This window comes from Aeromonas oralensis (assembly GCF_049665575.1).
Taxonomy (GTDB): Bacteria; Pseudomonadota; Gammaproteobacteria; order Enterobacterales; family Aeromonadaceae; genus Aeromonas; species Aeromonas hydrophila.
Window position 1 is genome coordinate 4134956 of sequence record NZ_CP187186.1, and the last position, 26200, is coordinate 4161155.

The 26200-nt window shown below is 59.9% G+C and carries 24 protein-coding genes and 2 pseudogenes; 1 reads left to right on the plus strand and 25 read right to left on the minus strand.

Annotation, left to right across the window (positions count from 1 at the left end):
• Positions 1-49: 49 nt before the first annotated feature.
• The 17 genes from ACPDZI_RS19335 to ACPDZI_RS19415 form a co-directional block, all read right to left on the minus strand.
• Positions 50-955, minus strand: a complete 906-nt coding sequence (locus ACPDZI_RS19335; RefSeq protein WP_016352175.1) for a M23 family metallopeptidase — start codon at positions 953-955, stop codon at positions 50-52.
• Positions 956-1095: 140 nt separating this feature from the next.
• Positions 1096-2019 carry a UDP-3-O-acyl-N-acetylglucosamine deacetylase gene (gene lpxC, locus ACPDZI_RS19340; RefSeq protein ID WP_011707578.1) on the minus strand — a complete coding sequence of 308 codons (924 nt, stop codon included), beginning with the start codon at positions 2017-2019 and terminating at the stop codon, positions 1096-1098.
• A gap of 101 nt (positions 2020-2120) precedes the next feature.
• Positions 2121-3272, minus strand: coding sequence for a cell division protein FtsZ (gene ftsZ / locus ACPDZI_RS19345; protein ID WP_005305686.1), 1152 nt, complete (start codon positions 3270-3272; stop codon positions 2121-2123).
• 40 nt (positions 3273-3312) lie between these two features.
• A complete protein-coding gene (gene ftsA / locus ACPDZI_RS19350; RefSeq protein ID WP_005305690.1) occupies positions 3313-4572 on the minus strand; it encodes a cell division protein FtsA in 1260 nt (419 codons plus the stop codon).
• Positions 4553-5305: a cell division protein FtsQ/DivIB gene (locus ACPDZI_RS19355; protein ID WP_017409434.1), complete on the minus strand. Its 753-nt coding sequence runs from the start codon at positions 5303-5305 to the stop codon at positions 4553-4555. The genes ftsA and ACPDZI_RS19355 overlap by 20 nt, the downstream gene beginning before the upstream one ends.
• 97 nt (positions 5306-5402) lie before the next feature.
• On the minus strand, positions 5403-6857 hold the full coding sequence (gene murC / locus ACPDZI_RS19360; RefSeq protein ID WP_010635950.1) for a UDP-N-acetylmuramate--L-alanine ligase: 1455 nt from the start codon (positions 6855-6857) through the stop codon (positions 5403-5405).
• Positions 6854-7939, minus strand: a complete 1086-nt coding sequence (gene murG / locus ACPDZI_RS19365; RefSeq protein ID WP_076361979.1) for an undecaprenyldiphospho-muramoylpentapeptide beta-N-acetylglucosaminyltransferase — start codon at positions 7937-7939, stop codon at positions 6854-6856. Before murG ends, murC begins: the two co-directional genes overlap by 4 nt.
• Complete coding sequence (gene ftsW / locus ACPDZI_RS19370; protein ID WP_016352178.1) at positions 7939-9120, minus strand: cell division protein FtsW; 1182 nt, start codon at positions 9118-9120, stop codon at positions 7939-7941. Before ftsW ends, murG begins: the two co-directional genes overlap by 1 nt.
• A complete protein-coding gene (gene murD / locus ACPDZI_RS19375; protein WP_017409430.1) occupies positions 9117-10400 on the minus strand; it encodes a UDP-N-acetylmuramoyl-L-alanine--D-glutamate ligase in 1284 nt (427 codons plus the stop codon). The genes ftsW and murD overlap by 4 nt, the downstream gene beginning before the upstream one ends.
• A gap of 3 nt (positions 10401-10403) precedes the next feature.
• Positions 10404-11486: a phospho-N-acetylmuramoyl-pentapeptide-transferase gene (gene mraY, locus ACPDZI_RS19380; protein WP_011707583.1), complete on the minus strand. Its 1083-nt coding sequence runs from the start codon at positions 11484-11486 to the stop codon at positions 10404-10406.
• On the minus strand, positions 11480-12835 hold the full coding sequence (gene murF, locus ACPDZI_RS19385; protein WP_408766008.1) for a UDP-N-acetylmuramoyl-tripeptide--D-alanyl-D-alanine ligase: 1356 nt from the start codon (positions 12833-12835) through the stop codon (positions 11480-11482). The genes mraY and murF overlap by 7 nt, the downstream gene beginning before the upstream one ends.
• Positions 12832-14316, minus strand: coding sequence for a UDP-N-acetylmuramoyl-L-alanyl-D-glutamate--2,6-diaminopimelate ligase (murE, locus tag ACPDZI_RS19390; RefSeq protein ID WP_408766010.1), 1485 nt, complete (start codon positions 14314-14316; stop codon positions 12832-12834). Before murE ends, murF begins: the two co-directional genes overlap by 4 nt.
• Complete coding sequence (locus ACPDZI_RS19395; RefSeq protein WP_016352182.1) at positions 14297-16051, minus strand: penicillin-binding transpeptidase domain-containing protein; 1755 nt, start codon at positions 16049-16051, stop codon at positions 14297-14299. Before ACPDZI_RS19395 ends, murE begins: the two co-directional genes overlap by 20 nt.
• A complete protein-coding gene (gene ftsL / locus ACPDZI_RS19400; RefSeq protein WP_005305726.1) occupies positions 16048-16362 on the minus strand; it encodes a cell division protein FtsL in 315 nt (104 codons plus the stop codon). Before ftsL ends, ACPDZI_RS19395 begins: the two co-directional genes overlap by 4 nt.
• A 3-nt stretch (positions 16363-16365) precedes the next feature.
• Complete coding sequence (gene rsmH, locus ACPDZI_RS19405; RefSeq protein WP_076361986.1) at positions 16366-17304, minus strand: 16S rRNA (cytosine(1402)-N(4))-methyltransferase RsmH; 939 nt, start codon at positions 17302-17304, stop codon at positions 16366-16368.
• Positions 17305-17763 carry a division/cell wall cluster transcriptional repressor MraZ gene (mraZ, locus tag ACPDZI_RS19410; RefSeq protein ID WP_005305730.1) on the minus strand — a complete coding sequence of 153 codons (459 nt, stop codon included), beginning with the start codon at positions 17761-17763 and terminating at the stop codon, positions 17305-17307.
• Between the two features lie 240 nt (positions 17764-18003).
• A complete protein-coding gene (locus ACPDZI_RS19415) occupies positions 18004-18300 on the minus strand; it encodes a hypothetical protein (protein ID WP_017409426.1) in 297 nt (98 codons plus the stop codon).
• A gap of 257 nt (positions 18301-18557) precedes the next feature.
• Between ACPDZI_RS19415 and ACPDZI_RS19420 the strand changes: the two genes are divergently transcribed.
• Positions 18558-19412 (plus strand): lytic transglycosylase domain-containing protein, encoded by an 855-nt coding sequence (locus tag ACPDZI_RS19420; protein ID WP_438833640.1) that lies wholly within the window; start codon positions 18558-18560, stop codon positions 19410-19412.
• Between the two features lie 380 nt (positions 19413-19792).
• On the opposite strand, the pseudogene lafU reads toward ACPDZI_RS19420, so the two are convergent.
• The 8 genes and pseudogenes from lafU to lafB form a co-directional block, all read right to left on the minus strand.
• Positions 19793-20739 (minus strand): annotated as a pseudogene (gene lafU / locus ACPDZI_RS19425) (lateral flagellar motor protein LafU).
• A complete protein-coding gene (lafT, locus tag ACPDZI_RS19430; protein ID WP_017409423.1) occupies positions 20739-21596 on the minus strand; it encodes a lateral flagellar motor stator protein LafT in 858 nt (285 codons plus the stop codon). The pseudogene lafU and the gene lafT overlap by 1 nt, the downstream one beginning before the upstream one ends.
• 47 nt (positions 21597-21643) lie before the next feature.
• Positions 21644-22357 carry a lateral flagellar system RNA polymerase sigma factor LafS gene (gene lafS / locus ACPDZI_RS19435; RefSeq protein WP_438377608.1) on the minus strand — a complete coding sequence of 238 codons (714 nt, stop codon included), beginning with the start codon at positions 22355-22357 and terminating at the stop codon, positions 21644-21646.
• Positions 22358-22364: 7 nt separating this feature from the next.
• Positions 22365-22823 carry a lateral flagellar basal body-associated protein LafF gene (gene lafF / locus ACPDZI_RS19440; protein WP_039213955.1) on the minus strand — a complete coding sequence of 153 codons (459 nt, stop codon included), beginning with the start codon at positions 22821-22823 and terminating at the stop codon, positions 22365-22367.
• Between the two features lie 38 nt (positions 22824-22861).
• Complete coding sequence (lafE, locus tag ACPDZI_RS19445) at positions 22862-23950, minus strand: lateral flagellar hook-length control protein LafE (RefSeq protein ID WP_331414185.1); 1089 nt, start codon at positions 23948-23950, stop codon at positions 22862-22864.
• Positions 23941-24093 carry a hypothetical protein gene (locus ACPDZI_RS19450; protein ID WP_227290564.1) on the minus strand — a complete coding sequence of 51 codons (153 nt, stop codon included), beginning with the start codon at positions 24091-24093 and terminating at the stop codon, positions 23941-23943. The genes lafE and ACPDZI_RS19450 overlap by 10 nt, the downstream gene beginning before the upstream one ends.
• 309 nt (positions 24094-24402) lie before the next feature.
• Positions 24403-24795, minus strand: a complete 393-nt coding sequence (gene lafC / locus ACPDZI_RS19455) for a lateral flagellar export chaperone LafC (protein ID WP_026141638.1) — start codon at positions 24793-24795, stop codon at positions 24403-24405.
• Positions 24796-24849: 54 nt separating this feature from the next.
• Positions 24850-26132, minus strand: a pseudogene (gene lafB / locus ACPDZI_RS19460) (lateral flagellar capping protein LafB).
• Between the last annotated feature and the right edge of the window lie 68 nt (positions 26133-26200).

Here is a 26200-nt window from a genome sequence, read left to right on the forward strand (position 1 = left end):
TATTTCTGGTTATATAAGTGTTCCGTCACTGGAACCTGGAGAAAAAAACCTAACCCCGTCTGGCATTGAGAAAACGCGCGGGGTCCACCTGACGACCATCTTTCAACACTTCGTAATGCAAATGGACCCCGGTCGCGCGACCGGTGCGTCCCATCAAGGCAATTTTCTGGCCCTCATCGACCAGGGTGCCCACTTCGACCAGCAACTTGGAGTTGTGGGCATAGCGGGTCACCAAACCATTGCCGTGGTTGATCTCCACCATGTTGCCAAATTCCGGATGACGGCCCGCCCAGCTCACAACCCCTGGGCCCGTCGCCAGAATGGGGGTGCCGGGCTTGCCACGGAAATCAACCCCTTTGTGCATCTTGGCGCGACCGTTGAACGGATCGACCCGGCCACCGAAGCCAGAGGAGACCCAAACCCGCTCCTGCTTGACCGGTGTTCCGGAAATAAAGCCGGCATCGGTTATATGGTGATTCATGATGAAAGATTCAAGTACCGACAGCTGCTCTTCACGACTGCTGAGCTGCTGGCTGAGATGCTTCATGGAGTCCTGCAGCTCGTTGAGGCTGACTTCCAGATCCGCATCATAGGAGGGGCCACCCATGGGGGGCAGCTCCTTGAAATTGAACTCTTCGGGATCGAGGTCGGCCTTTTCGGTCAGCCGCTCGCCGAGCGCGTTGAGACGACCCAGCTGCCCCTGCATGGTGCCCACCTGGGCGGCCAGCATGGCAAGCTGTTCGCGGGCTTCATCTGCCCCTTGCGTGGATTTTTGCTGTTCGGCCATGGCCAGCGCGACTTCCAGCGCCTCCATTTTTTGATGCCAGCTCTGCCAGAGCCAGCCACCACTCAGGGCCAATACAGTGAAGAAGATACCGCCGACCCAAGCCAGACGTTGTTTCGGTAAGTGCAACTTGCGTCGCTGCTTGCCATTGAGGATCAGGGTAATGCTCATAGAAATCAGTCTGCTCGGTCAGGTGTGGCCATTGGCCCGCACGGGAAATAAAACCGGGAGATAATCGGTATTACAGAATGGAGTAAACAAATGACGGAACGTCGGTGCGGAGAGAGGACCGACGTTCCGTTGCACAGCTATCAGGCCAGAACCAGACCGTTATCGTAGTAAGCGATGGGCGCTTTGTCGCCCTCACCCTCGAAGGTCACCAGTTCCCAGGCCTCCTGCTTGGCCAGCAAGGCACGCAGCAGCTTGTTGTTCAGGGCATGGCCGGTCTTGTAGGCACGGAATTCGCCGATGATGCTGCGGTTACACATGTAAAGGTCACCGATCGCATCCAACATCTTGTGTTTGACGAATTCATCTTCATAGCGCAGACCATCTTCGTTCAGTACCCGGTAGTCATCCAGCACCACGGCGTTTTCCAGGCTACCGCCCAGCGCCAGGTTTTGGGAACGCAGGTACTCGATGTCACGCATGAAACCGAACGTACGAGCACGGCTGATCTCTTTCACGAAAGAGGCACCGGAGAAGTCCAGCACGCAACGCTGATTGCGTCCTTCAAATACCGGATGCTGGAAGTCGATCTCGAGATCCATTTTGAAGCCGTTGCGATAGGGGTGGAATTCCGCCCACTTGTCACCGTCTTCAACCCGGATGCTCTGCTTGATCCGCACAAACTGCTTGGGTGCATTCTGTTCACGGATACCGACTTCTTGCAGCAGGTAGATAAAGGGGTGCGCACTGCCGTCCATCACCGGGATCTCGGGCGCATCAACCTCGACATAGAGGTTGTCGATACCCATCCCGGCCAGCGCGGCAGAGAGGTGCTCAATGGTAGAGACTCGGACACCGGCTTCATTGACCAGAGCAGTACAAAGCACGGTATCACGCACCTGATCGGCATTGGCTGGCAGCTCAACCACAGGATTCAGATCGGTACGCAAGTAAACGATCCCTGTGTTAACAGGCGCCGGACGGAACGTCATTGTGACTTTCCGGCCCGAATGCAGGCCGACACCGGTGGCCTGGACACTCGTTTTCAAGGTTCTTTGTCTAATCATGGGCGTATCCGCTTAACAGCTCAAATTCCTGACCAGATGGTCGTTGCCGGGCCATCTTAGCACATTCCTTAAGCAACAAACAAACCAGCGTCATTAGAGGCTTAGTCAGCTTGCTTGCGCAGGAACGCAGGAATATCGAGATAATCCGGTTCGCGACGAGCTTGCGGCTCGGCGTTGACCACCTTGGCCGGGGCCTCTTCCATCACACGAGACTGCAGGGCTTCGCTGATCAGGGGCTGACGGGCCGGACGCTCTTGTACCATGTTGTTCTTCACCAGGGTGATGTCGGGCTTGCGCTCGGCACCGATACCGGTGGCAACCACGGTCACACGCAGTTCGTCGTGCATTTCCGGGTCGATTACGGTACCCACCACCACGGTGGCGTTCTCGGAGGCGAAGGCCTTGACCGCGTTACCCACGGTTTCGAACTCTTCGATGGTCATGTCCATGCCGGCGGTGATATTGACCAGGATGCCACGGGCACCGGCCAGATCCACGTCTTCCAGCAGCGGGCTGGAGATGGCTTTCTCTGCCGCTTCTTCGGCACGGTCATCACCGGAGGCGGAACCGGTACCCATCATGGCGGTACCCATTTCACGCATTACGGTACGCACGTCCGCAAAGTCGACGTTGATCAAGCCCGGACGGGTGATCAGCTCGGCAATCCCCTGTACCGCGCCAAGCAGTACATCGTTGGCAGCCTTGAAGGCGTCCAGCAGGGAGATGCCGCGGCCCAGCACCTTCAGCAACTTGTCGTTGGGGATGGTGATCAGGGAGTCGACGTTCTTTGACAGCTCTTCGATGCCGTGAGCCGCGAAGCCCATCCGCTTCTTCCCTTCGAAGGAGAACGGCTTGGTTACGACAGCAACTGTCAGGATGCCCATCTCGCGGGCCACTTCGGCCACGATCGGTGCAGCACCGGTACCGGTACCGCCACCCATGCCGGCGGCGATGAACACCATGTCGGAGCCAGTCAGCAGCTCGCGCAGCGCTTCCCGATCTTCCATGGCCGCATCACGACCCACTTCCGGATTGGCTCCGGCACCCAGACCCTTGGTGATGCCACCGCCGATCTGCAGGGTTGTGTTGGCGCTGGAGTTACGCAGAGCCTGGGCGTCGGTGTTGACGGTAATGAATTCAACGCCTTCGATGTTTTGACGAACCATGTGCTCGACCGCGTTGCCGCCGCCGCCACCCACACCAATCACTTTAATGACGGCTTCGTCAGTGTGGCTATCCATAAATTCAAACATGTTGTCTCTCCGCTTTATTTGCCTGACTCAGCAAAATCTTTTAGAACTCGCCACGCAACCAGTTGCTGACCCGTTTGACCAGCCCACCTACGCTTGCCTTGGCGGCATATTCCTTGCTACTGCCGGTGGATTGATGGGTGCGGCCATACTGCAGCAACCCGACCGCGGTCGAGTACACAGGCGCCTGCACATAATCACTCAATCCCCGGATATTCATGGGCTCCCCTACCCGGACCTGGCTCTGGAAGATCTGCTCTGCACACTCCACAATGCCTTCGATCTGGGCAGCGCCGCCGGTCAAGACCACACCGGCTGCAAGCTGATGCTTGACCCCCTGCGCTTTCAATTCGCTTTGTACCCGCACCAGCTCATCATTCACCATGGAGAGCAACTCGGTGTAACGGGGCTCAATCACTTCAGCCAGTGTCTGCCGCTGCAGGCTGCGCGCCGGACGACCGCCGACACTGGGTACTTCAATATTGTCTTCCTTGCTGACCAGCCGGCCGAGGGCGCAGCCATAGCGCACCTTGATCGCCTCCGCATCCAGCGGCGGGGTGCCGAAGGCATAGGCGATGTCGCTGGTCACCGTGCTGCCGGCGTACGGGATCACCTTGGTGTGACGCAGGGCACCGCCGGTAAACAGCGACATGTCCATGGTGCCGCCACCGATGTCCACCACGCAGACACCCAGCTCCTTCTCGTCTTCGGTCAGCACGGCGTAGCTGGAGGCCAGTGCGGAGAAGATCAGCTGATCCACTCGCAGACCCACCTTCTCCACGCATTTCTCGATGTTGCGAGCCATGTCGTTGTGGCAGGTGATCAGGTGCACCTTGGCCGCCATCCGCACGCCGGAGAGGCCGACCGGGTTCTTGATCCCTTCCTGGTAGTCGATGGCGAACTCCTGGGGCAGCACGTGCAGCACCCTCAGCTCATCGGACAACCGTACCGACTTGGCGGTGTGGATGACGTTGTCCACGTCTTCCTGGGTCACCTCTTCATCGGAGATGGGCACCATGCCGGTTTCATTGCGACAGTCGATATGCTTGCCGGACAACCCCAGATAGACGGAGCTGATCTGGCAGTCGGCCATCATTTCAGCCTCTTCCACCGCGCGACGCAGGGACTTGACCACGGAATCAAGATCGTTGACCCCGCCCTTGTCCATGCCGCGAGAGGCGTGACTGCCCATGCCGATGACATTGAGCTCACCGTCTGGCAGCACTTCGCCAACCAGAACCGCCACCTTGGTTGTGCCGATATCCAGCCCGACAATCAGATTTCTATCTGCGGTTTTGGTCATTCACTTTCTCTTCGTTCTTCTTCCAGCCAACTGCCATTCCGGTGTCGTATCGAAGATCCACGTAAGCAACCCGCTCACGAGGTTCGATGACCGGAAAAGCATCGATAAACCGCTGCAGTCGAAGCGCGATATCCGAGCGCCCCAAAAACAGCTGAATGTTGCCATCCAGGGTCAGTTCCCAGGCATGGCGGGGGGTCAGATTCACCCCCAGCAGCTTGTAGCCTCTGGCCGCCAGCTGCGCCTCGTATTGGCGGCTGGCCTCCAGCACCTTGACGGCCTGATCTTCTGGCCCGGACAGCTGCATCAGAGGGGTCTTCACCCTGTCCGGCGCACTGAACACCTCACCCTTGGTGTTGACGAAGCGGTTGCCATTCCAGCGGGCCGCGACCGCCTGTTCGGTGAGGTAGACCTTGATCTTGTTGGGCCACTTCTTGCGTACCGAGACCTGGGCCACCCAAGGCAAGGCGTTCAACCGCGCCTGCAATTCGTTCACATCCAACTCGAAGAAATTGCGCAACTCGGCGCCATCCAGCACGGCGCTGCGCAGTTCATCGGTTTGCAAATACTGGTGTTGCCCCTGCAGCAACAGCTCGCTCATGGGCAACCGATTGGCATCCGTCAGCCAATCTTTAACATCCAGCGCGGTCTGGTAGAGGCCCCACATGACCAGGATGAAAAATCCCACCCCGGCGATGAAGCCTCCCTTGGTGCGCCCTTGTGCCCTTGCCTCCACCCGATCGATCCCCGTTTAACGCGCCATGCCGGCCCTTTGCAGACCGGTTCGCCATTATATAGGCCCCGGCTTGGCGGTCAAAATACTCATTGGGCCCTCAGGCGCCGGATTTCATGCTCTCGATGCTCAATTTCATCTCGCCGAGACGACGAGCCAGTGCGCCGACGTTCCCTGCCCCCTGGGTCAGTACCAGATCGCCCTCGCCGACCAGCCCGGCCAGCACCGCCGGCACATCGTCCGGCGTCGCGACAAAGATGGGCTCCAGGCTGCCGCGGGAGCGGATGGAGCGGCACAGGGCACGGCCATCGGCGCCCGGAATCGGCTCTTCACCGGCGGCATAAACCTCCAGCATCACCAGCACGTCCACCTTGGAGAGCACATCCGCGAAATCTTCGTAAAGATCGCGGGTACGGGTATAGCGGTGCGGCTGGAACACCATCACCAACCGCTTCTCGGGCCAGCCGGCGCGAGCTGCGTTGATGGTGACCTTGACCTCGCTCGGGTGGTGACCGTAGTCGTCCACCAGCATGGCCTTGCCGCGACCGGTCTCGAACTCGCCATATTGCTGGAAGCGGCGACCCACCCCTTCAAACTTGGCCAGCGCCCGGATGATGGCATCATCGCCGATCCCGTCCTCGGTGGCGACCGCAATCGCCGCGGCGGCATTAAGCGCGTTGTGGATGCCGGGCAGGTTGAGGGTCACCTCCAGCTCGCCGGCATCTTTGCGGCGCACCCGGAAGCGACTGCGGTTGCTGGTCTGCACGAAGTCCAGCACCTGCACGTCGGCATCATCACTCAGGCCGTAGGTGATGGTAGGACGAGCGATCTCCGGCAGCATGCCGCGGATAACAGGATCATCCACGCACACCACGGCCAGTCCGTAGAACGGCAGGTTGTGCAGGAAGTCGATGAAGGTGGCCTTCAGCTTGGAGAAGTCGCCACCATAGGTATCCATGTGATCCGCTTCGATGTTGGTCACGATGGAGACCATCGGCTGCAGATGCAGGAAGGAGGCGTCGCTCTCGTCCGCCTCGGCAATCAGATAGCGGCTGCTGCCCAGGCGGGCATTGGTGCCGGCGCTATTGAGCAAACCGCCGATGACGAAGGTCGGGTCCCGGTCCGCTTCGGCATAGATGCTCGCCACCAGACTGGTGGTGGTGGTCTTGCCGTGAGTGCCGGCGATGGCGATGCCGTGGCGGAAGCGCATCAGCTCGGCCAGCATCTCGGCGCGGCGCACCACGGGGATGCGCAGCTCGCGGGCGGCCAGCAGCTCGGGGTTGTCCTGCTTGATGGCGGTGGAGACCACCACCACACTCGCCTCGTTCACGTGCTCGGCACTGTGGCCGACGAAAATGTGGGCACCAAGGGACTCGAGTCGCTCGGTCACCGCATTGCGGGCCAGATCCGAGCCGGTTACCTGATACCCTTCGTTGGCAAGTACTTCGGCGATACCGCCCATCCCGGCACCACCGATGCCGATGAAGTGGATGCGACGCACGCGGCGCATTTCAGGGATAACGGTACGCAGTTTTGCCAGTTCAACCTTGGTCATAGTTCTCTCTCAATCTGCCCGGTCGCCAGGCGTTTGCACTCGTCGGCAACCCGCTCTGCGGCATCGGTAATGGCCACGCGACGGGCGGCCTGGGCCATGTTCAATAGGGTTTCCCTGCGCCCGGCAAGCCAGGAAAGACGGGCGGCCAGCGAGGCTGTCGTCAGCTCGGATTGGGGCAGGAATTCAGCCGCACCGCCATCGACCAGGGTCAGGGCGTTGCGGGTCTGGTGATCATCCACTGCGTGAGGCAGCGGTACAAAAATGGCGGCGACCCCGGCGGCAGCCACTTCGGAGACGGTCAGCGCCCCCGCCCGGCACACCACCAGATCGGCCCAGGCGTAGGCATCGGCCATGTCCTTGATAAATTCGCTCACTTCGGCCGCGACACCCTCTTTGGCATAGGCTTCGGCCACGGCCTCCCGATTGCCCTTGCCACACTGGTGACGCACCTCGATGGGCACGCCGGCCGCCGCCACCGCTGGCGGCACCTGCTCGTTGAGCACCCGGGCCCCCAGGCTGCCACCGACGATCAGCAGCCGCAGTGGCTCGGCCCCGCTGCGCAACTGGGGATCCGGCAGCGCCACCACTTCGGGGCGTACCGGGTTGCCCACCACGGCGGTGCGACGGCTCGGCGCAAAGGCGCCCGGAAATGCCATCAGCACCCGCTTGGCGAGGCGAGCCAGCAGCTTGTTGGTCAGGCCTGCCGCAGCATTCTGCTCGTGCAGCAGCAGCGGGATGCCGGACAGCCAGGCCGCCACGCCACCCGGGCCAGAGGCAAAGCCGCCCATGCCGAGCACCACGTCGGGGCGAATGGTCTTGAGCACCCGGCGCGCCTGCAGCACTGACTTGACGATGCGATAGGGCGCGACCAGCAGACGCTTGATGCCGTTGCCACGCACCCCCTGGATATCGATGAAGGAGATGGGGTAACCATGGGCAGGCACCAGCTCGGCCTCCATCCGGTCGGCGGTGCCGAGCCAGTGAATGGTCCAGCCCTGGGCCTTGAGGCGATCAGCCACGGCCAAGCCGGGGAACACATGGCCCCCGGTACCGCCTGCCATCACCAACAGCGTCTTGCTCACTAAACCTCCCGCACGCGCGCCTGGGCACTGGCCTGGCGCAACTCGAAATCGATACGAATCAACATGCTCACCGCCACCATCATGATGATGAGGCTCGAACCACCATAACTGACCAGCGGCAGGGTCAGCCCCTTGGTCGGCATCATGCCGCTGGCTGCCCCCACGTTGACGAAGGTCTGGAAGCTGAACCAGATGCCGATGCCAATGGCCAGATAGCCTTCATACAGTCGCTCGGCCACCAGCGCCTGGTGACCCAGCTTGAGCGCCTTGATTGCCAGCGCAAAGATGAGAAACAGCGCGCCCAGCACGCCCACATAGCCCAGCTCTTCCCCCAGGATGGCGAACACGAAGTCGGTGTGCGCCTCCGGCAGGTACTCCATCTTCTGGATGGAGTTGCCAAGCCCCTCGCCAAACCAGCTGCCACGGCCGAAGGCCATCAGCGACTGGGTCAGCTGGTAGCCGCTGCCGAACGGATCGGCCCAGGGGTCGAGGAAAGAGGTCACCCGCCGCATCCGGTACGGCTCGGCGATGATCAGGGTCACCACGGCGCTCACCCCCACCAGGATGAGACCGATGAACTGCACCAGCCGGGCGCCGGCCAGGAACAGCATGCCGAGCGAGGTGACGAACATCACCACCACCGAACCCAGATCGGGCTGGGCCAGCAGCAGGATGGCCACCACGAACAGCACCGCCATCGGCTTCATGAAACCGATGAAACGCTCACGCACCTCGCTCTGGCGGCGCACCAGGTAGCCCGCCAGATAGACGAACAGCGCCAGCTTGCCGAACTCGGCCGGCTGCAGGTTGAACGGGCCAAGCGGCAACCAGCGCACCGAGCCGTTGACGCTGCGGCCCACCAGCAACACCAGCACCAGCATGACGATGGCCAGCAGCAGCATGGGGCCGTTGTAGTGCTGCCAGCGCGCCATCGGCACCTGCAGCACGAACCAGGAGATGCCGAGCGCCATCAGCAGAAACAGGCCGTGACGCTTCACGAACATGAAGGGATCGTTGTTGATGGCGATCCCCTCCGGGATCGAGGCGGAGGCCACGATCACCAGACCCACCGCCATCAGCGCCAGCGCCAGCACGACCAGCTGCCGGTCATAGAGACCGGCAGGGCGCGCCGGCAACAGCCAGCGCTGCAAGAAGCCTGCGACTGCGCGAAGGGCGTTCATAACTTCTGTACCAGCTCGGTGAAACGATCACCGCGCGCTTCGAAAGACTTGAACTGGTCCAGGCTGGCGCAGGCCGGCGCCAGCAGCACCCAGTCACCGGGTCTGGCATCGGCGGCCGCCTTGGCGACCGCGGCATCCAGATCCGCCACCCGCTCGGTCTGCTCGCCCAGCGCCAGCAGCACCTCGGCATCCTGGCCGAAACAGTACATGTGATCGATCTGGCTGCCGAGCAGCGCCTGCACCGGGCCGAAATCCTGGCCCTTGCCCTGGCCACCGGCCAGCAGCAGCAGGCGGCCCTTCACCGACTCGCGCACCCCGGCCACGGCAGCCAGGGTCGCCCCCACGTTGGTGGCCTTGGAGTCGTTGATCCAGCGCACCCCATTCACCTCCCGCACGAAGCGGGCACGGTGAGGCAGCCCCTCGAACCGACGCAGTACTCGCAACTGCGGCTCGCGCGGGATACCGACCGCATCGCACAGGGCCATGGCGGCCAGCGCGTTGGCCTGGTTGTGGGCGCCGACGATCTTCATCTCGTCCACAGCCAGCAACGGTTCGCCGTGCAGAGTCAGCCAGTGACGGCCATCCAGCTCGCAGCGGCCATAGCCGTTGCAGTCGAGGCCGAAGCTCTGCCACACCTGACCCACATCAGGCAGGGTCTGGGCATCGTCGCGATTGATCAGGATGTGCTGGGAGTGCTGATGGATCTCCATCTTGGCGGCGCGATAGTCGGCCATGCCCTGATAGCGATCCATATGATCTTCGGAGAGGTTCAATACCACGGAGGCGGCGGCGCGCAGGCTGTGGGTGGTCTCCAGCTGGAAGCTGGAGAGCTCCAGCACGCAGAGATCCATCGGCTGCTTGAGCAGCTCGAGCGCCGGCGTGCCTATGTTGCCACCTACCCCAACCTTGAGGCCGGCTTCGGCGATCATCTCGCCCACCAGGGTGGTGACCGTGCTCTTGCCGTTGGAGCCGGTGATGGCGATCACCGGCACCTGGGTCTCGCGCACGAACAGCTCGATGTCGCCGACGATGCGCACCCCGAACTCGGCGGCGGCTTGCAGTTCGGGCGTCGCCAGGGCAATGCCCGGGCTCGCCACTATCATGTGTGCCTGCTTGAGCAGCTCGCCATCCAGCCCGTGGATGAGTTCCACCTCGGCAGGCAGTTGATCCCTGCCGGGCGGGTTGGCGCGGGTGTCCATCACCAGAGGTGTCACGCCACGGCCGAGGAAGTAATCGACGCAGGATAGTCCGGTTTTGCCGAGTCCGATGATGATGACCATGGCTTACCTCACCTTCAGGGTGGCGAGGCCGAGCAGCACCAGCATGAGAGTGATGATCCAGAAGCGCACGATGACGCGCGGCTCCGGCCAGCCCTTCTTCTCATAGTGGTGATGGATCGGTGCCATGCGGAAGATGCGCACGCCGCGCAGCTTGTAGGACCCCACCTGCAGGATCACCGAGACGGTCTCCATCACGAAGACACCGCCCATGATCACCAGCAGAAACTCCTGACGCACCAGCACGGCGATGGTGCCGAGCGCGCCGCCCAGCGCCAGGGAGCCCACGTCCCCCATGAACACCTGCGCCGGGTAGGTGTTGAACCAGAGGAAACCCAGACCCGCCCCGACGATGGCGGTACAGACGATCACCAGCTCGGAGGTATAGGGCACATAGGGAATATGCAGGTAGTTGGCGAAATTGACGTTGCCGGTGGCCCAGGCGATGAAGGCGAAGCCCCCCGCCACCATCACGGTCGGCATGATGGCCAGACCATCCAGGCCATCCGTGAGATTGACCGCGTTGGAGGTGCCGACGATGACAAAGTAGGTCAGTACGATGAACATCAGGCCGAGCTGCGGCATCACATCCTTGAGGAAGGGCACCACCAGCTGGGTCTGACCATCGTGAGTGGCGGTGGCGTAAAGGAACACGGCCACCCCCAGCGCAACGGCGGATTGCCAGAAGTACTTCCAGCGGGCGATCAGGCCGTCGGTGTTCTTGCGCACCACCTTGAGGTAGTCATCGGCGAAGCCGATGGCGCCATAGGCACCCAGCACGAACAGCACCAGCCAGACATAAGGGTTGTCGAGGCGGCACCAGAGCAGCACCGAGATGAAGATGGCGGCAATGATCATCAGGCCGCCCATGGTCGGGGTGCCTTTCTTGCTCAGGTGCGACTCGGGACCGTCATTGCGGATCACCTGGCCAAATTTGAGGATCTGCAATCGGCGGATGAGACGCGGCCCCATCCAGAGCGCCACCACCAGGCCGGTGATGATCGACAGGATGGCGCGAAACGTCAGGTAGGAGAAGACGTTGAAGAAGGTGAAGTGCGGGGTGAGCAGTTCCGCCAGCCAGACTAGCATGTGGCTGACTCCTGACGGTCTTTGACCATCTCGACGATATCTTCCATGCGGGAGCCGCGGGCACCCTTGACCAGGATCGCGATTTCTTGATGTGTATTTATCATTTGCGCAAGCACTTCAAACAACGACGCCTTGTTATCGAAATGTCGGCCAGCCGCGGCATCTGCGGTGTGGCGACTCTGTTCCCCTACGGTCAGCACGGCATCGAGGCCGCGCTCGCTGGCGTGGCGTCCGACCCGTGCATGCTGCGCGGCGGACTCCTCACCCAACTCTTTCATGTCACCGAACACCAGCACCTTGTAGCCGCTCATGGCGGTCAGGGCATCGATGCCCGCCAGCACGGACTCCACGCTGGCGTTGTAGGTGTCGTCCACCAGAGTGAGACCACCCCAGCGCTGGACACAGAAACGGCCCTTGACCGGTGCCATCTGCTCGAGCCCGGCCTTGACCGAGGCGAGCGAGGCGCCGAGCGCCAGCGTGCCGGCGGCGGCGGCCAGGGCGTTCGCCACGTTGTGGCGGCCCGGGATGGCCAGGGTCAGGCTCACTTCGCCCTGCGGGGTCACCATGACGAACTCGGCACAACCCTTCTGATTGATCACCACGTTGCTGGCGTGGAACGGCTGACGCTGATCCTCGATGGAGAAGGCACAGTGGATCCCGCGCGCCTGCCACTTAGGCCAGAATTCGTTGTCGGCATTGACGATGGCAGTACCGCCCTCGCCCAGCCCCTCGAAGATTTCGCTCTTGGCATGGAATACCCCTTCCAGCGAGCCGAAACCCTCCAGGTGGGCAGCCGCCACGTTGTTGATGATGGCGGCATCGGGTTTGGCCAGCGAGGTGGTCCAGGCGATCTCGCCCGGGTGGTTGGCCCCCAGCTCCATCACCGCAAAGCGGTGTTGCGGCTCGAGGCGCAGCAGGGTCAGCGGTACCCCTACTTCGTTGTTGAAGTTGCCAGCGGTGGCCAGCACTTCCCCTTCCTGACGCAGGATGGCCGTCGCCATCTCCTTCACCGTGGTCTTGCCGCAGCTACCGGTGATGGCCAGCACTTTCGGGTTGATCCGCTCGCGTACCAACCGACCGAGGCGACCCAGTCCTTTGAGACTGTCGGTCACCACCAGCTGGGGGATTGCCAACGGCAGTTCACGCTCGACCAGCAGGGCCGATGCCCCGGCGGCCACGGCCTGCTCGCAGAAATCGTGGGCATCGAAACGCTCGCCGCGCAGCGCAACAAACAGTGCGCCTGCGCCCAGGGTACGGGTGTCGGTGCTGACAGCCGTGATCGCTCCGTCTTCACCAATCAGACGGGCATCGAGTACCTGCGCCAGCTCGGCAAGCCTGAGGGTCATCATGCGAATGACTCCAATAATGTGTGCAAGGCGGCCGCGACGGTTTCCCGGTCGCTGTAGTGCCGCTTGTCGGTTCCAATGATCTGATAATCCTCGTGACCCTTACCGGCCACCAGGATGATGTCCTGTTTGCTCGCCTGGCTCAGTGCCAGCTGGATTGCCTTGGTCCTGTCGTGCTCGATCTGCACGGCGCCGGGATCGCGAAGCCCCGCCACCATGTCGGCCATGATCCGGGCCGGTTCCTCGGTACGGGGATTGTCATCGGTCAGGATCACGCGATCCGCATGCAGCTCTGCCATGGCGGCCATCATGGGACGCTTGCCGCGATCCCTGTCACCACCACAGCCCACCAGACACCAGAGCCGCCCTTCACAGTGCACCCGCAGGGCCTGCAAGGCCTTCTCCAGCGCATCCGGCGTGTGGGCATAATCGACCACGGCCAGCGGCGCCTTGCCGCCACCGAAGCACTCCATGCGGCCGGTTACCGGCTGCAGTTGCGGCGCGCTGGCCAGCAACTCGTCGAAGTCATAACCGAGCACCAGCATGGCGCCCATCGCGGCCAGCACGTTGCTGACGTTGAAGCGCCCGAGCAAGGGGGCGGATAATACACCATTCCCCCAGCTGGAGTTAATCTGCGTGCGAAAACCTTGCTGGTGGAAATGGGGATCCTGCGCCGTCAGCTGTCGCCCCGGGTGACCGGCCACCGGGCCGTGCACGCTGAACGCCACTGCGGCCGGATAGGCAGCCAGCCATTGGCGGCCCAACCGGTCGTCGGCATTGAGCACGGCGCAGGGTTCGTCCACCAGTTTCAGCAGCTCTTCCTTGGCGGCGCCGTAGGCCTCCATGGTGCCGTGATAGTCCAGATGATCCCGGCTCAGGTTGGTGAATACGGCGGCGGCAAACGGCAGGGCCGCCACGCGATGCTGTACCAAACCGTGACTGGACACCTCCATCGCTACCAGATCCGCCCCCTGCGCTTGCAGAGCGGCCAGATTGGCCTGCACCTGCACCGCGCTGCCGGTGGTGTTTTCCGCTTCCACCAGATCGCCGAACAGGCCATTGCCGATGGTGCCCATCACCCCGGCCTTGCCCCCCAGCAGGGTACGCCAGTTGGCCACCAGCAGCGCCGTGGTGCTCTTGCCGTTGGTGCCGGTGATGCCCACCAGATCCAGCTTGCTGGCCGGCTGGTCGTAGAAATAGCCAGCCAGCTCGGAGAGCCTGGCTGACAGAGCCGGGATCCCGAGACAAGGCACGCTCAGTGCCGGGGCCACGAATTCACCGTCCTCTTCAAACAGTACGGCGGTCGCTCCCTGAGCCACCGCCTGTTCGATAAACCGTCTGCCATCCACCTGATGCCCGCGAATCGCCACGAAGAGACAACCGGGCCCGACCCGCCGACTGTCCAGCTGGATGTCGGTAAGCGCGAGCGCCGGGGCAGTAATGCCAAAGGGGCGCATCAGTTGATCAAGTGCGCGGGACAACATTGGAAGCCTCCGTACGGGCAAGTTTGGTGGGCACCGCAGGCGGTACCGCGTCGGGACGAATATTGAAGAGCTGCAGTACCCCGCCCATGGCCTCGGCAAACGGCGGCGTCGCCACGGCGCCACCGTAGTAGGCGTCGCCTTTGGGCTCGTTGATCACCACTACCATGACGAAACGGGGATTGCTGGCCGGGGCGAAACCGGCGAACCAGGCCATGTAGTCCTTGCCGTAGCCGCCTGCGACCGCGACCTTGGCGGTACCACTCTTGCCGCCGACCCGGTAACCGGGGATCTGCGCTTTGGGAATGGCATTGCTGACCACATACTCCAGCGCCTGCAGCATGGCGGTGGCGTTGTTGTGATCGATGACCTGCTCCCCCTTGGGTGGCTCGGTCACCTTGACGATGGAGAGCGGCACCCGCTTGCCCTTGTTGGCCAGGGTGGCATAGGCGGAGGCCAGCTGCAGCGGGGTGACCCGCAGGCCATAGCCGAACGACAGGGTGGCCCGTTCGATATCGGACCAGCGCCGGCGCTGGGGCAGCATGCCGCTGCTCTCACCCATCAGGCCGCTGCCGGTATCCATCCCGAAGCCCACCATGCTGAGGGTGTTGATCATCTCCTGCGCCGGCATCCGCAGCGCGATGCGCGACATGCCGATGTTGGAGGAGTAGCGCAGGATGTCGTACAGGTTGGTGGCCTTGTGGATACTCACGTCGCGGATCTGCTTGGCCCCGATAAACAGCGGGCCGCCCGGAATGGTGTCCTTCCAGCTGGTGACGCCGGCCTGCAGGGCGCTGAGCAGGATCAGCGGCTTGACGGTGGAGCCCGGTTCATAGGTATCGGTCACCACCCGGTTGCGCACCCGGAAACTCTGGTACTGACCGCGGTTGTTGGGGTTGTAGGAGGGGGTGTTGACCATGGCGAGCACTTCGCCGGTCTTGACGTCCAGCATCACCATGGAGCCGGAGGTCGCCTTGTTCTCGTCGGTGGCGCGCTTGAGCGCCCGGTAGGCCAGCGCCTGCACCCGTTGATCGATGCTCAGCTGCAGATCGTTGGCGTTCTTGCCCTCTTTCACCAGACCAAGCCGCTCGATGACCCGGCCCTGTCTGTCCTTGCGCACCCGCATCTCGCCAGGGGTTGCCGTCAGCCACTCGTTGTAGCTGCGCTCGATCCCCTCGATGCCGCTGCCGTCGATGTTGGTTACCCCCACCAGGTGGGCGCTGATCTCGCCGGTCGGGTAGAAACGGCGCGCCTCGGGGCGCAGATAGATGCCGCCCAGCTTGAGGCCCTTGATGTATTCCGCCACTGCCGGCGTCACCTGGCGCTGCAGGTAGACGAAGCGCTTGCTCGGGTTGGAGATACGGTGCTTGAGAGTGTTGATGTCGAGCTTGAGCACGGCGGACAAGGCCAGCCAGGCCCGCTCGTTATGGATGGCGCCGGATTCATGCACCGTCTTGGGATCGGCCCAGACAGCCTCAACAGGCACCGAAACCGCCAGCTGTTCGCCGTTGCGATCGGTGATCATGCCGCGCACCGCCTGAGTGGAAGTGGTACGCAGCGAACGCATGTCCCCTTCCTGGCGCAGCCGATCCGGGTCGATCACCTGGATCCAGGCCAGTCGCAGGATCAAGCCGGCAAACGCAATGCCGATGAAGAACACCAGCGTGCGAAAGCGCCACGGATAGAGTGACGGAGCTTTGACCTTGGGTTGGGCCTTGGCGGAAGCCTTGCGTTTCATGGTTGTGTAATTACCTTCTCGGTGGTCACCAGCGGGCGAGCCATCTGCAACTTGTCCATGGCCAGACTCGCCACCCGGGAGTGCTCGGCCAGCGTGCCCTGCTCCAGCAACAGGTGCCGCCATTCGATGTTGAGGCGATCCTCCTCCGCCATCAGGTCGTTCTGCTTGGCCGTCAGACCACGGGTCATGTTGGTCACCAGGATCACCGCAAAGGCGGTGATCAGCACGGCGATGGCCAGCACCACCTGCAGCTTGTGCCGCCAGAGATCACCGAGGATCTCCCTGGCCAGATGAACGCGCACCTCGCTCATGGCTTACTCCGCCAGCCGCTGGGCGACCCGCAGCACCGAGCTGCGGGACCGGCTGTTTTCGCTCACTTCGTGCTCGGAAGGCTTGAGTGCCTTGCCGACCGACTTCAATTTACGACCGCCGGCCAGCTGGGCCTCGGTCAACGGAATGCCATGCGGCACTTCCGGGCCTTTCTCATGCTTGCGAATGAAATGCTTCACCAGCCGATCTTCCAGCGAGTGGAAGCTGATCACTGACAGACGGCCATGTGGTGCCAATACTTCCAGCGCACCGTTGAGCGCGGTTTCGATCTCGTCCAGCTCGCTGTTGATGTAGATGCGGATGGCCTGGAAGCTGCGGGTAGCGGCGTGCTTGCCCTTCTCCTTGCTCGGATTGACCCGGGCAATCATCTCCGCCAGTTGGCGGGTGCGCACATAGGGCTCGGTCACCCGATCGTGCACGATGGCACGAGCAATCTTCTTGGCGAAACGCTCCTCGCCAAAGGTCTTCAGTACCCAGGCGATGTCGTCCACATCGGCGCGAGCCAGCCATTCGGCGGCGCTCTGACCGGAGGTGGGGTCCATCCGCATGTCGAGCGGACCGTCCTTCATGAAGCTGAAACCGCGCTCGGCATCGTCCAGCTGGGGAGAAGAGACCCCCAGATCCAGCAGGAAACCGTCTACCTTGCCCAGCAGGCCGCGTTCATCCAGATAGGAGGCAATGCCGGAGAAGGGGCCGTGCACGATTTCGAAACGTGGATCCTGGATCTTGGCCGCTTCGGCAATGGCCTGGGGATCCCGATCGATGGCGATCAGCCGACCATTGGGGCCAAGCTGCTGGAGAATGAGACGAGAGTGACCACCCCGGCCAAACGTACCGTCGACGTAGATGCCGTCCGGCTTGATGGCCAGCCCTTCAACGGCTTCGTGCAGCAGCACTGTGATGTGTTCAGCGGCTTGGGTCATTTATAAAGAGAAATCCTGTAGTCGTGGCGAGCTTGCCCAGTCGTCTTCGGGCAGGCCCTGAATGTCATCATTGACCTGTTGTTGCCAGCGGGCTTCATCCCACAGCTCAAACTTGTTGAGCTGGCCCACCAGCATGATCTTCTTGTCCAGCCCTGCATGGCTGCGCAGTGGCTGACTGAGCAGCAGACGGCCATTACCGTCCAGCTCGCATTCGGTCGCATGCCCGAGCAACAACCGCTGCAGGCGGCGCTCAAGGGGATTCATGCTGGAGAGCGTCTTGAGCTTGCGCTCGATCTCTTCCCATTCGTTCAGGGGGTAAAGCAGCAGGCAGGGATGGGCAATATCGATGGTGCAGACCAGCTGGCCCTCGCTTTCGTCGCGCAGCCAATCACGGTACTTGGTCGGAATCGCCAATCGCCCCTTGCTGTCGAGGCTGATGGCATGCGCACCACGCAACAAATTGCAGTCCCTGAAAATGAGTTAAAGGGGGCAAACCGCCCGATAAAAACCACTTTGATCCACTTTTCCCCACCTTGAAGTTTAAGGACGTGCTGAGGGCTTTTCAAGCGAGGATCTCGGGCATGGGGAACATATTGACGCAGCGTTTCAGCAGCGAGGATTAAATGAGTTGATTTTCCACAAGTTATTTGAGCAAGAGGTGTATCGATTAATTAGCTGCCGGGCTGAATGCCGACTCTGTCAGGGAGAAATAATGAAACGGAACAACACCACGGCACACAAGATGATGCTAACACCGACCACGGGATAAATGATGTAGCCATCCCCGGCACGCCGAGCCCGTAGACAGACCAGCTGGCAAAGCAGCAGATTGTAGATAATCAGCAGGAACGTCAGCAGGATATTGGTACCAAATGCCAGCTCTCCGGCATGCACGACATAAAGTCCCATCAATACAAAATTGGCGAGAATCAAATACAGTAGAAATTTCTGGATCGCCTTGCCCGCTTTTGGGGTCTTTTTTACTCGTGCTATCATGCTTATCACATCCTGGATTCCACATGAACAGTCGACAAAAACTATCGAAAACTGTTGAGATACATCATGTTTTTATTTTTTAGCGCTGCTTGTCTTTCCCCCGTATCATGACTCGAGCTATCCGCTGGCTAGTTAGCGTACTGCTAATGAGTCCGCCTTATTGTTATTCCTATCATAACTATCATTGGCAGGCTGGTTTTCCTACCCCAATACAAGGAAAAGGAGCTGACCTAGTCACTCAGCAAACCCAGTTTCTGTTGAAGCAACGAGATCACCTGCAAAGACGACTGGCGCAATCCCAGCCAATGATCCGTTGGGTGGAACAACAGGTTAGCGCTCGCAAGTTGCCCAGTATGCTGGCCTTTTTGCCACTGATTGAGAGCAGTTATCGGCTGGATGTGGTATCGACAGCGGGAGCCGCAGGTCCCTGGCAGTTGATGCCGGACACAGCCGCACGCTTCTCCATTCCCATGATGCCAAGCTTTGATGGCCGCTACTCCTTGCCCCTTGCGACCGATGCTGCGCTTTCCTATCTCAGCTGGCTTCATCAATTCTTTGGGCAGGACTGGTTACTGGCGCTGGCGGCCTATAACGCGGGGGAGGGCCGAGTACTAAAAGCTGTGCTCAATGCAGGTACGCGCAATGTATGGGAGCTGCAGTTACCCTCGGAAACACGCCTCTATGTGGCTCGCTTTATCGCGCTCGCCCAATTGCTTGATCGAGCAGAACAACACCAGCTCACCCTGCCCCCCTGGCAAGCAGGAGAAAATATTCAGGTAGCCATGCATCCTGGCAGTTGCTCCCTGTTGCAGTGGGCCATGACAAAGGGGATAGCGATGAATGAAGCAAGCCGCTGGAATCCGGCGTGGCAGCTTCCCGATGCTCCTGGCATCATCAACTGTCCCATCGTCTACAGCCGGGGAGGCTCTCCTGCCCCGACACACCAAAACAGCAAAGTTGTGTTTCGCAAGGCAGTATCACTGGAAAGCTTGCATGACCCCTTGTTGCTGCAAGCGGCAAGAGGATTGGATATGAGTCGGGGTAAGATCAAGCTGGATGCGTTACAGGATCCACTGGGGCTGGACACGAGGCGCCCACCCCTGTTGCCATGAAACAGTGACGCCAGTGGCTGAGTACCGGTGAGAGATCGACTGACTCAGGTACTGACCAGCGGGCACCATAGAAACTGAGATATTGCCCGATGGCTCGTCGATGGGTTATACGGCAATCGAGCACAATCCGGGGGGAGAGAGACAAACTGACAGTCTCGGGCAAGATGAAACGGGCAGGAGCCAGAAAACCAACGCCTCCCGGTCCAATATCCTTGATCACTGCCCTGCCGATGCTCTTGTCAAACAGCAAACCAGAGACCATCAGCCGCGCGGCAATGCCGCAGCTTTGTGATTCCAAGGGGGTAGTACCATCGTGTAGATACCAGCGGGGTACCTTGCGGCGGGGATCATTGAACTCGCTCGGTTCCGACAGCGCTACTTCAAGGTTGTCCATGGGAAGTTTCGTCCTTGGCCTGCTTCACGGCGGCTTGCGTTTGTGCGCTAAACAGTTGTTCCAGATTCTTTTCTGCCTGACTGGTCATCACCAGCAGCTCAATCCGGCGATTCTGGCTACCACGTGGGTCAGCCGTATTCTCCAGCATGGTATCCGACATGGCGACGACCTGCCCGACTCGTTCCGGAGGCATGCCACCGGCCAGCAGTACCCGCCTTGCCATCATGGCGCGATCGGATGACAGCTCCCAGTTACTGTAATTATCCCCCGCGAAAGGAGTACTGTCGGTATGACCCGAAATCATGACTCGATTTTCGACGCGTTGAAAAATCGGAGCCAGCGCCATTAGCATATGTCTGAAGAAAGGGCTGATGCGAGCACTGCCACGGCTGTACATCTCCCGCTCATCATCATCACGAATGAGGATCCGCAGACCCTGCGGGACCAGCTGTAACTCCAGATTATTTTTGGCCTGCATCTGCTCAGCCAGCGAGCCAATGAAACCGGCCAGCTGCTTCATCTGTGCTTCGCCTTCAATTTTTCCGACCAACAGGCTTTCATAACCACCGCTGGCACCATCAGAAAAAATACTGCGGTCCCGCTCCATGTGCCTCGGCATCCTCTGTCCTTGCTCAACGAACTTGGGACTGAGTTCTTCCAATACAGAAGGATTACCACCCAGATCAACCGGATAGGGGCTATTTCTGATATCGAATGGATTGGCCTCGCTGTCCATGATGCTGTAATCACGCAAGCGGCTGGCAACGACTTCACGCTCCTCCTGGCTGGAAACAGCTAGGATCCAGAGCACCATGAAAAATGCCATCATCGCCAGGGTAAAATCAGCAAAGGCAACTTTCCAGGCCCCGCCCCCTTGGGCGCACTATTACGCCGTTGCTGGCGTTTGATGATGATCTGTTCGTGATTGCGCATTACATGGCCCTGTTGGTCACCCAATCTTCCAGTTCAAGGAAGCTGGGTTTCACATCGGGCTCCAACATCTTGCGGCCCGAGTCAACTGAGATCAGCGGGGTTTTGCCGCGCAACTGGGCGATCAGAATGGACTTGATGCACATCAGCAGCCCAATTCGCCGTTTGACCATCTCTTCCATGGCATTGCTGATGGGCTCAAGCAGGCAGTAACAGAGGAAGATACCGATGAAAGTGCCTACCAGCGCTGCGGCGACATGTACACCGATATTGCTCAGCGGGCCGTCCAGTTGCTGCATGGTGATGATGATCCCCATCACGGCTGCCAAAATACCGAAACCGGGACAAGCTTCCCCGGTCTTGTGCAGTGCGTGCGCCGGCTTGAGCATATCTTCCTCGATGGCCATGATCTCCTGTTCCAGCACAGTATCCAGCTCATGCGGCGTGATCTTGCCCATGCCCAGCAAACGCAAGTTGTCGATAATGAAACCGAGCAACTGAGGATCTTCCGATATCTGGGGATACATCAGAAACACCGAACTCTGCTGCGGGTTCTCAATGTGCTCATCCAGCGCCTTCATGCCCTTGTTGCGCGTCTCCTCCAGCAATTGATGCATCAGAGTCAGCAGCTCGCGATAGATCTCTTTTTCATCCTTGTTGGATTTGAAGCACAACTTCATCTGCCGCCACATCTCATGCATCACTTCCTTTGAATTGCCCAGGAACATGGAGCCCACCGCAGCCCCGATGATGATGATCAGCTCGGCAGGCTGCCACAAGGCAATGGGCTTGCCACCCGCCATCATGAAACCACCCAGCACACATATGAAAATGACGCCAAGGCCTATCTGTTTTTGCATGAACGCTCCCGCAGAATTCAAGGATCCTCACCAGGGATGGTGAAGCGTTAATAAATGGAGTCGACCAAACGCTGCTTGAGCTGAAGGACACACTGCTTGTGCAACTGACAAACCCGAGACTCCGTCAGCCCCAGCACCAGGGCAATCTCTTTCATGTTCAGTTCTTGCTGATAGTAGAGGGAGAGCAGCAGCTGCTCACGCTTGTCCAGCGAGGTCAGCACCTTGCTGATGGTCATCGCCATATCGACATCATCGGATTCGGTAGCTGGCGCCTTGCCACCGTTCTCCAGCCACTCCTCCAGGCTATGCAGTGCTTCAGCCTGACTGGCGTAGGCCAGTTGACGCACTTCCTCGATGGAGCACTCCAATACCGTGGCCAACTCCTGCTCTGATGGAGGTCTTCCCAATCGGTTGTGCAATTCGCGCTGGGCCTGATTATGACTGTGTACTTGCTGCCGCAGCTGGCGCGGCCGCCAATCCAGGCGGCGAAGCTCATCCAGCATGGCCCCACGGATCCGCTTGAAGGCATAACTCTCAAACTGGGCATCCGGCTCGCTGTCGTATCGGCGCCAGGCTTCCAGAAGCCCCATCATGCCAACCTGTTCCATATCCTCCTGATCGAAGCAAGCCGACACCTGACTGCGCAAGTGACTGGCAGCTCGCTTCACCAGCGGCAAATATCGGGTCAGGATGGCCTGTTCGCCCGTACGGGGAGGAGAAACACTGAACTCGTGCGGGGTATCCCAGTCGACATCGGTCATATATGCGTTACTGCACCAGCACTTTGGTGATCAACACCTCATCCAGATAGGTCTTGTAACCGTAACTCTGCAACGTGGTGACCAGCTTGCCCAGTAGAGAACTTTGCAGTGCAGTGATGTTCTGCAGCTCTTTCTTCACATCATCGTGGGTACGGTGACTGAAATACTGCACCATGGCATTGCGGATCAATGGTGTCAGCTCATTGAGCGAATTGAGCTGTGCCGGATTGTGGGTCACCAAAGCCAACTCGAGCACGAGATAATGGGACTCAACACCCCCTTCCAAGCTGATGACAAAGCGCTCCATCGGCTTGAACAGCGGAGTGGCGCTGAGCTCGGGTTTTGGCTCAGCCAATCCCAGCCAGACGGCAACCAGATCTCGCTTCAGATAGGCCCCATAGGCCAGCACGGCCAGCAAGCACAGAGCCATTACGCCCATCATCAACCACTTAACCACTCGCCGCATAATATGAAATCACTCTTGCTATTGCCGGATAATAAAAATCAAACCAGGGTGTTCAGCCAGTCACGTCCACTACCATCGGCAGGCTCGAACTCTTCCTGCCATTGACGTCGTCCGGCCATGATCTGCTGTTGTTGCCACTTACCCTGCCGCTCTTGCTCACCACCCTGCCCCACGTTGACTTCGACTCCCCCCGCATGATGGGGAGCCAGGCTCATCCGCAAGCGTTCCATCGACTGGATCAATGCCTCGCGCACCGCAGGATTGGTTACGTTGAGCTGAACATTGAGGCGATCCCCCTCAAGACGCACAGTCAACTCGAGTCGACCCAGTTCGGGGGGGTCAAGGCGGATATGGGCCTGCTTGATCTGCTGGTTGACCTGAAGCTCCACCTTGTCTTTCAGCACAACCATCAGCTGCTGTCCCCACTGAGCGGGGTTGTCGGCCAACTTCACAGGAGCCCATTGATACTCGGCTGATTTGGGGGCTGCCACAGGCGCCAGATTGCTGAGCACACCTTTCACATCGGCGAAGGTGGATTCACGTTCACCGGCACCGTCGCTCGCAAGCAGGGGCTGTACATTGGCAATCACCTTGTCACGCAATACCGGGTCCATTGTCTGCCCAGCAGGCTGTGTGCCCATGCGGTTGGATACATCCGTACTGGAGACGAACACCCGATTTTCACTCTGAAGACCCGCCGTCTCCCCTGCTACCTTGTTGTAATCAGAACGACCATAGACAGACAGTGAACGCAATACCGCCGAGACAGCTGACGATCCGTCAGGTCGGGCAGCCTCAACCCCTTCACCAGCCGTTGCGGCTACAGGTTGTGCCTGGCGCAGCATCGATAGTCTCGCAGCATCATCGGTCAAGAGGAAAACGGGGGGCAGGTTGCTGAAAGAATCCAACTGCTCTGTGGCATCATCTCGCTGCTCATCAGTCACATCCGGCTCTTCCTCGTCGATGGTTTCAGCTGGCAAAGGCAATGCCACCAGCTCTTCCATGAATGGCAGGTCCAGCGGTTGGTATGTGTCGCCCTGGCCATCAGGCTGTCGGGAAAGACGACTGAATCCTGCGGAATCAAGCGCAGCCAAGCCATCAAGGCCTGGGAATTGAATCATGCCCATTCCTGTACCTCACCATAGGCTTGCAGCCCTTCCCGCTTCTGGGACAACTCCTGCCACTCCCGCTTACGCAAGGCCGTCTCTTGCTGGCAAAGCAGCAGGGCCTCCTGCTGCCAGGATCGCACCTGATCCCTAGCAGGTTGCATGGCGGCCCATAATTCTGGCTGCCCTTGCATATGCTGAATGAACTGGGACAATCGGCTATCAGCCAAACGAACTGCATCCCACTGACCGGCACGGGCCTGCTGCAATATCAGGCGTCCCAACCCCAGTAGCTGGCGCTGGCGAGTCTCATGCTCTGCAGTAAGTTGCTTAGTTCCGGTTACCGACATGGTGATGGCCCCCAATGAAAATGACCTTGCCTGCTAGCAAGGAGCAGGCCAGCTGAGAAATACAGGAATTCAGGAGAATGGTCAGGGATCAGGCCGGGGGAGGAAGGAAGCATCACTTCCGCATCAGCGAGGATGACGCGCCATTGCTTCCCAACCTTCCTTCAGCTCCAAAAGGATGCGACGCACTTCGGCGAACCCGGCCACATCGTTCGACACGCTGATTTCAAATAGGCGCTGACCACAATAGTCATAGAGACGATGCAGGTTGACAGCAAGCTCCCCGCCCTTCTCCATGTCCAGTGCACTGTCCAGTCCACCCAGGATCTGCAGGCATTTGTTGATAGCTTGCCCTTTGCGCTCAAACTGCTTGGCCAGAATATGGCCTTCCGCCCGGGCCATTTCATCGAGCAGCCCATCCATCAACATCAGCACTAGCTGATGTGGGTCCGCACTCGCCGCCTTGGCCTGGGTAGCGGCGAATTGGTAGGCATCGTAGCCATCTTGATCTTCAAACATGTACAACTCGCTTGTTCCGGATAAGATGCCACAGACAGCAGGAAGCGTGCCGGTTTAGAGAGCACCCATGGTCTGCAACATTTGATTCATGGTGCTGAATTGATTGAGATAGCGCTTATACGCGGAGTCCATGCGGCGATCCAGCGCATCCATACGTTCTTTGATGCGTTTCTCGCTCGCCTCAAGACCCGTCTTGCGACCCTTGAGTGCGCCATCACGCTTGGTATAAGGATCGAGTGCATCACTCATGCGTTTGAGCAGGCCATCATCGCCCAGCAATGCCTTGCCAAGCAGCTCGGGGTCCTTGTCCAACGCCTTGTTGAAATCGGTCTCGCTGAAGGAGAGCTTGCCGGCCTTGTCAGTCTTGATACCCAGACTGCTGAGGCTCAGGCCATTGGGCAGGTCGCGCACACTGTTGGAGAGCACGCTCTTGAGGCTGCGCACCCCGCTGTCGGAAGAGAGAGCACCGGGAGCCTTGGGATCACTGGACGTCATCTTGGCCAGCTCATCGACCAACTCGTTATAGCTGTCGACAAACTTTTTGAGCGAGCCGGTCACCGCCTCCTTGTCTTGCTCGATGTTGACCAGCAAGGGGGCATCACCGCTCTTCTGGGCCTTGGTCAGCTGCAGTGTCAGACCATCAACCACGTTTTCTATCTTGTTGCTGGCGGAGGTGATGGTCAACGGGTTGTCCCCCCCATCCGCAACCTGGCATCCTGGGCTTTGGTAATGTCCGTTTTGCCGCTTATCGCGGCCCCAAGCGAATTGGTCGCATCTCCGCTGTAGTTGACAGAGATGGCATTCTCCAGCCCGCTGTCCTTGCTGGTCAGCACCATGTTGACCTTGCCGTCGGTGCGGACCAACGTCGCCTTGACGCCGGGATTATCCTTGGCATCGTTGATTTTGGAGACCAGATCCTTGACGGTTGACCCTGCTGGCAAGGTAGCCAGATCGATGTCGATAGTCTTTCCCTTGACGGTGAGCGAGAAGACTCCATCCGCAGGCAGGGGAGCCGTTTCACTACCCAGACTGAGACCGACCTGATGGGACTGGGCCAGTTGCTCCACAAAGAAGTTGTACTGTCCCGAGCTGGCCTTGCCGTTGCTCGTCACTGTCATGACCCCGTCCTGGGACATTGTCGCCTTCTGTGCCTGTAAATTGGACGCCTTGTTGAGATCCTTGAGCATGGTCTGGAAGGTCGACAGCTTGGTATTGAGGGTGCTGATCGCACTCTGTTGACCCTTGATGCCATCCATCTGCTTCTTCAGCAACGCGTCCATATTTTTTCGCTCGATAGCGACTAGCTGCATCGCCGTAGCGGCCGGATCTATTTGCATCTTAATCCCTCTTCATTTCACTCAACTGGCATGCCTGTTGGAAAAAGCCGCCTCGACTCTTTCCAACC

What these genes read in the sequence shown, in the direction of transcription:
- lpxC (WP_011707578.1), bottom strand. Translation starts at nt 2,019, where the DNA reads ATGATTAGACAAAGAACCTTGAAAACGAGTGTCCAGGCCACCGGTGTC.
- ftsA (WP_005305690.1), bottom strand. Translation starts at nt 4,572, where the DNA reads ATGACCAAAACCGCAGATAGAAATCTGATTGTCGGGCTGGATATCGGC.
- rsmH (WP_076361986.1), bottom strand. Translation starts at nt 17,304, where the DNA reads ATGACCCAAGCCGCTGAACACATCACAGTGCTGCTGCACGAAGCCGTT.
- ACPDZI_RS19450 (WP_227290564.1), bottom strand. Translation starts at nt 24,093, where the DNA reads ATGCAACCTGCTAGGGATCAGGTGCGATCCTGGCAGCAGGAGGCCCTG.
- ftsL (WP_005305726.1), bottom strand. Translation starts at nt 16,362, where the DNA reads ATGAGCGAGGTGCGCGTTCATCTGGCCAGGGAGATCCTCGGTGATCTC.
- murC (WP_010635950.1), bottom strand. Translation starts at nt 6,857, where the DNA reads ATGACCAAGGTTGAACTGGCAAAACTGCGTACCGTTATCCCTGAAATG.
- ACPDZI_RS19415 (WP_017409426.1), bottom strand. Translation starts at nt 18,300, where the DNA reads ATGATAGCACGAGTAAAAAAGACCCCAAAAGCGGGCAAGGCGATCCAG.
- lafE (WP_331414185.1), bottom strand. Translation starts at nt 23,950, where the DNA reads ATGGGCATGATTCAATTCCCAGGCCTTGATGGCTTGGCTGCGCTTGAT.
- ftsW (WP_016352178.1), bottom strand. Translation starts at nt 9,120, where the DNA reads ATGAACGCCCTTCGCGCAGTCGCAGGCTTCTTGCAGCGCTGGCTGTTG.
- murE (WP_408766010.1), bottom strand. Translation starts at nt 14,316, where the DNA reads ATGTTGTCCCGCGCACTTGATCAACTGATGCGCCCCTTTGGCATTACT.
- lafF (WP_039213955.1), bottom strand. Translation starts at nt 22,823, where the DNA reads ATGCGGCGAGTGGTTAAGTGGTTGATGATGGGCGTAATGGCTCTGTGC.
- ACPDZI_RS19335 (WP_016352175.1), bottom strand. Translation starts at nt 955, where the DNA reads ATGAGCATTACCCTGATCCTCAATGGCAAGCAGCGACGCAAGTTGCAC.
- murF (WP_408766008.1), bottom strand. Translation starts at nt 12,835, where the DNA reads ATGATGACCCTCAGGCTTGCCGAGCTGGCGCAGGTACTCGATGCCCGT.
- lafC (WP_026141638.1), bottom strand. Translation starts at nt 24,795, where the DNA reads ATGTTTGAAGATCAAGATGGCTACGATGCCTACCAATTCGCCGCTACC.
- ftsZ (WP_005305686.1), bottom strand. Translation starts at nt 3,272, where the DNA reads ATGTTTGAATTTATGGATAGCCACACTGACGAAGCCGTCATTAAAGTG.
- lafT (WP_017409423.1), bottom strand. Translation starts at nt 21,596, where the DNA reads ATGCAAAAACAGATAGGCCTTGGCGTCATTTTCATATGTGTGCTGGGT.
- lafS (WP_438377608.1), bottom strand. Translation starts at nt 22,357, where the DNA reads ATGACCGATGTCGACTGGGATACCCCGCACGAGTTCAGTGTTTCTCCT.
- murD (WP_017409430.1), bottom strand. Translation starts at nt 10,400, where the DNA reads ATGGTCATCATCATCGGACTCGGCAAAACCGGACTATCCTGCGTCGAT.
- mraY (WP_011707583.1), bottom strand. Translation starts at nt 11,486, where the DNA reads ATGCTAGTCTGGCTGGCGGAACTGCTCACCCCGCACTTCACCTTCTTC.
- ACPDZI_RS19395 (WP_016352182.1), bottom strand. Translation starts at nt 16,051, where the DNA reads ATGAAACGCAAGGCTTCCGCCAAGGCCCAACCCAAGGTCAAAGCTCCG.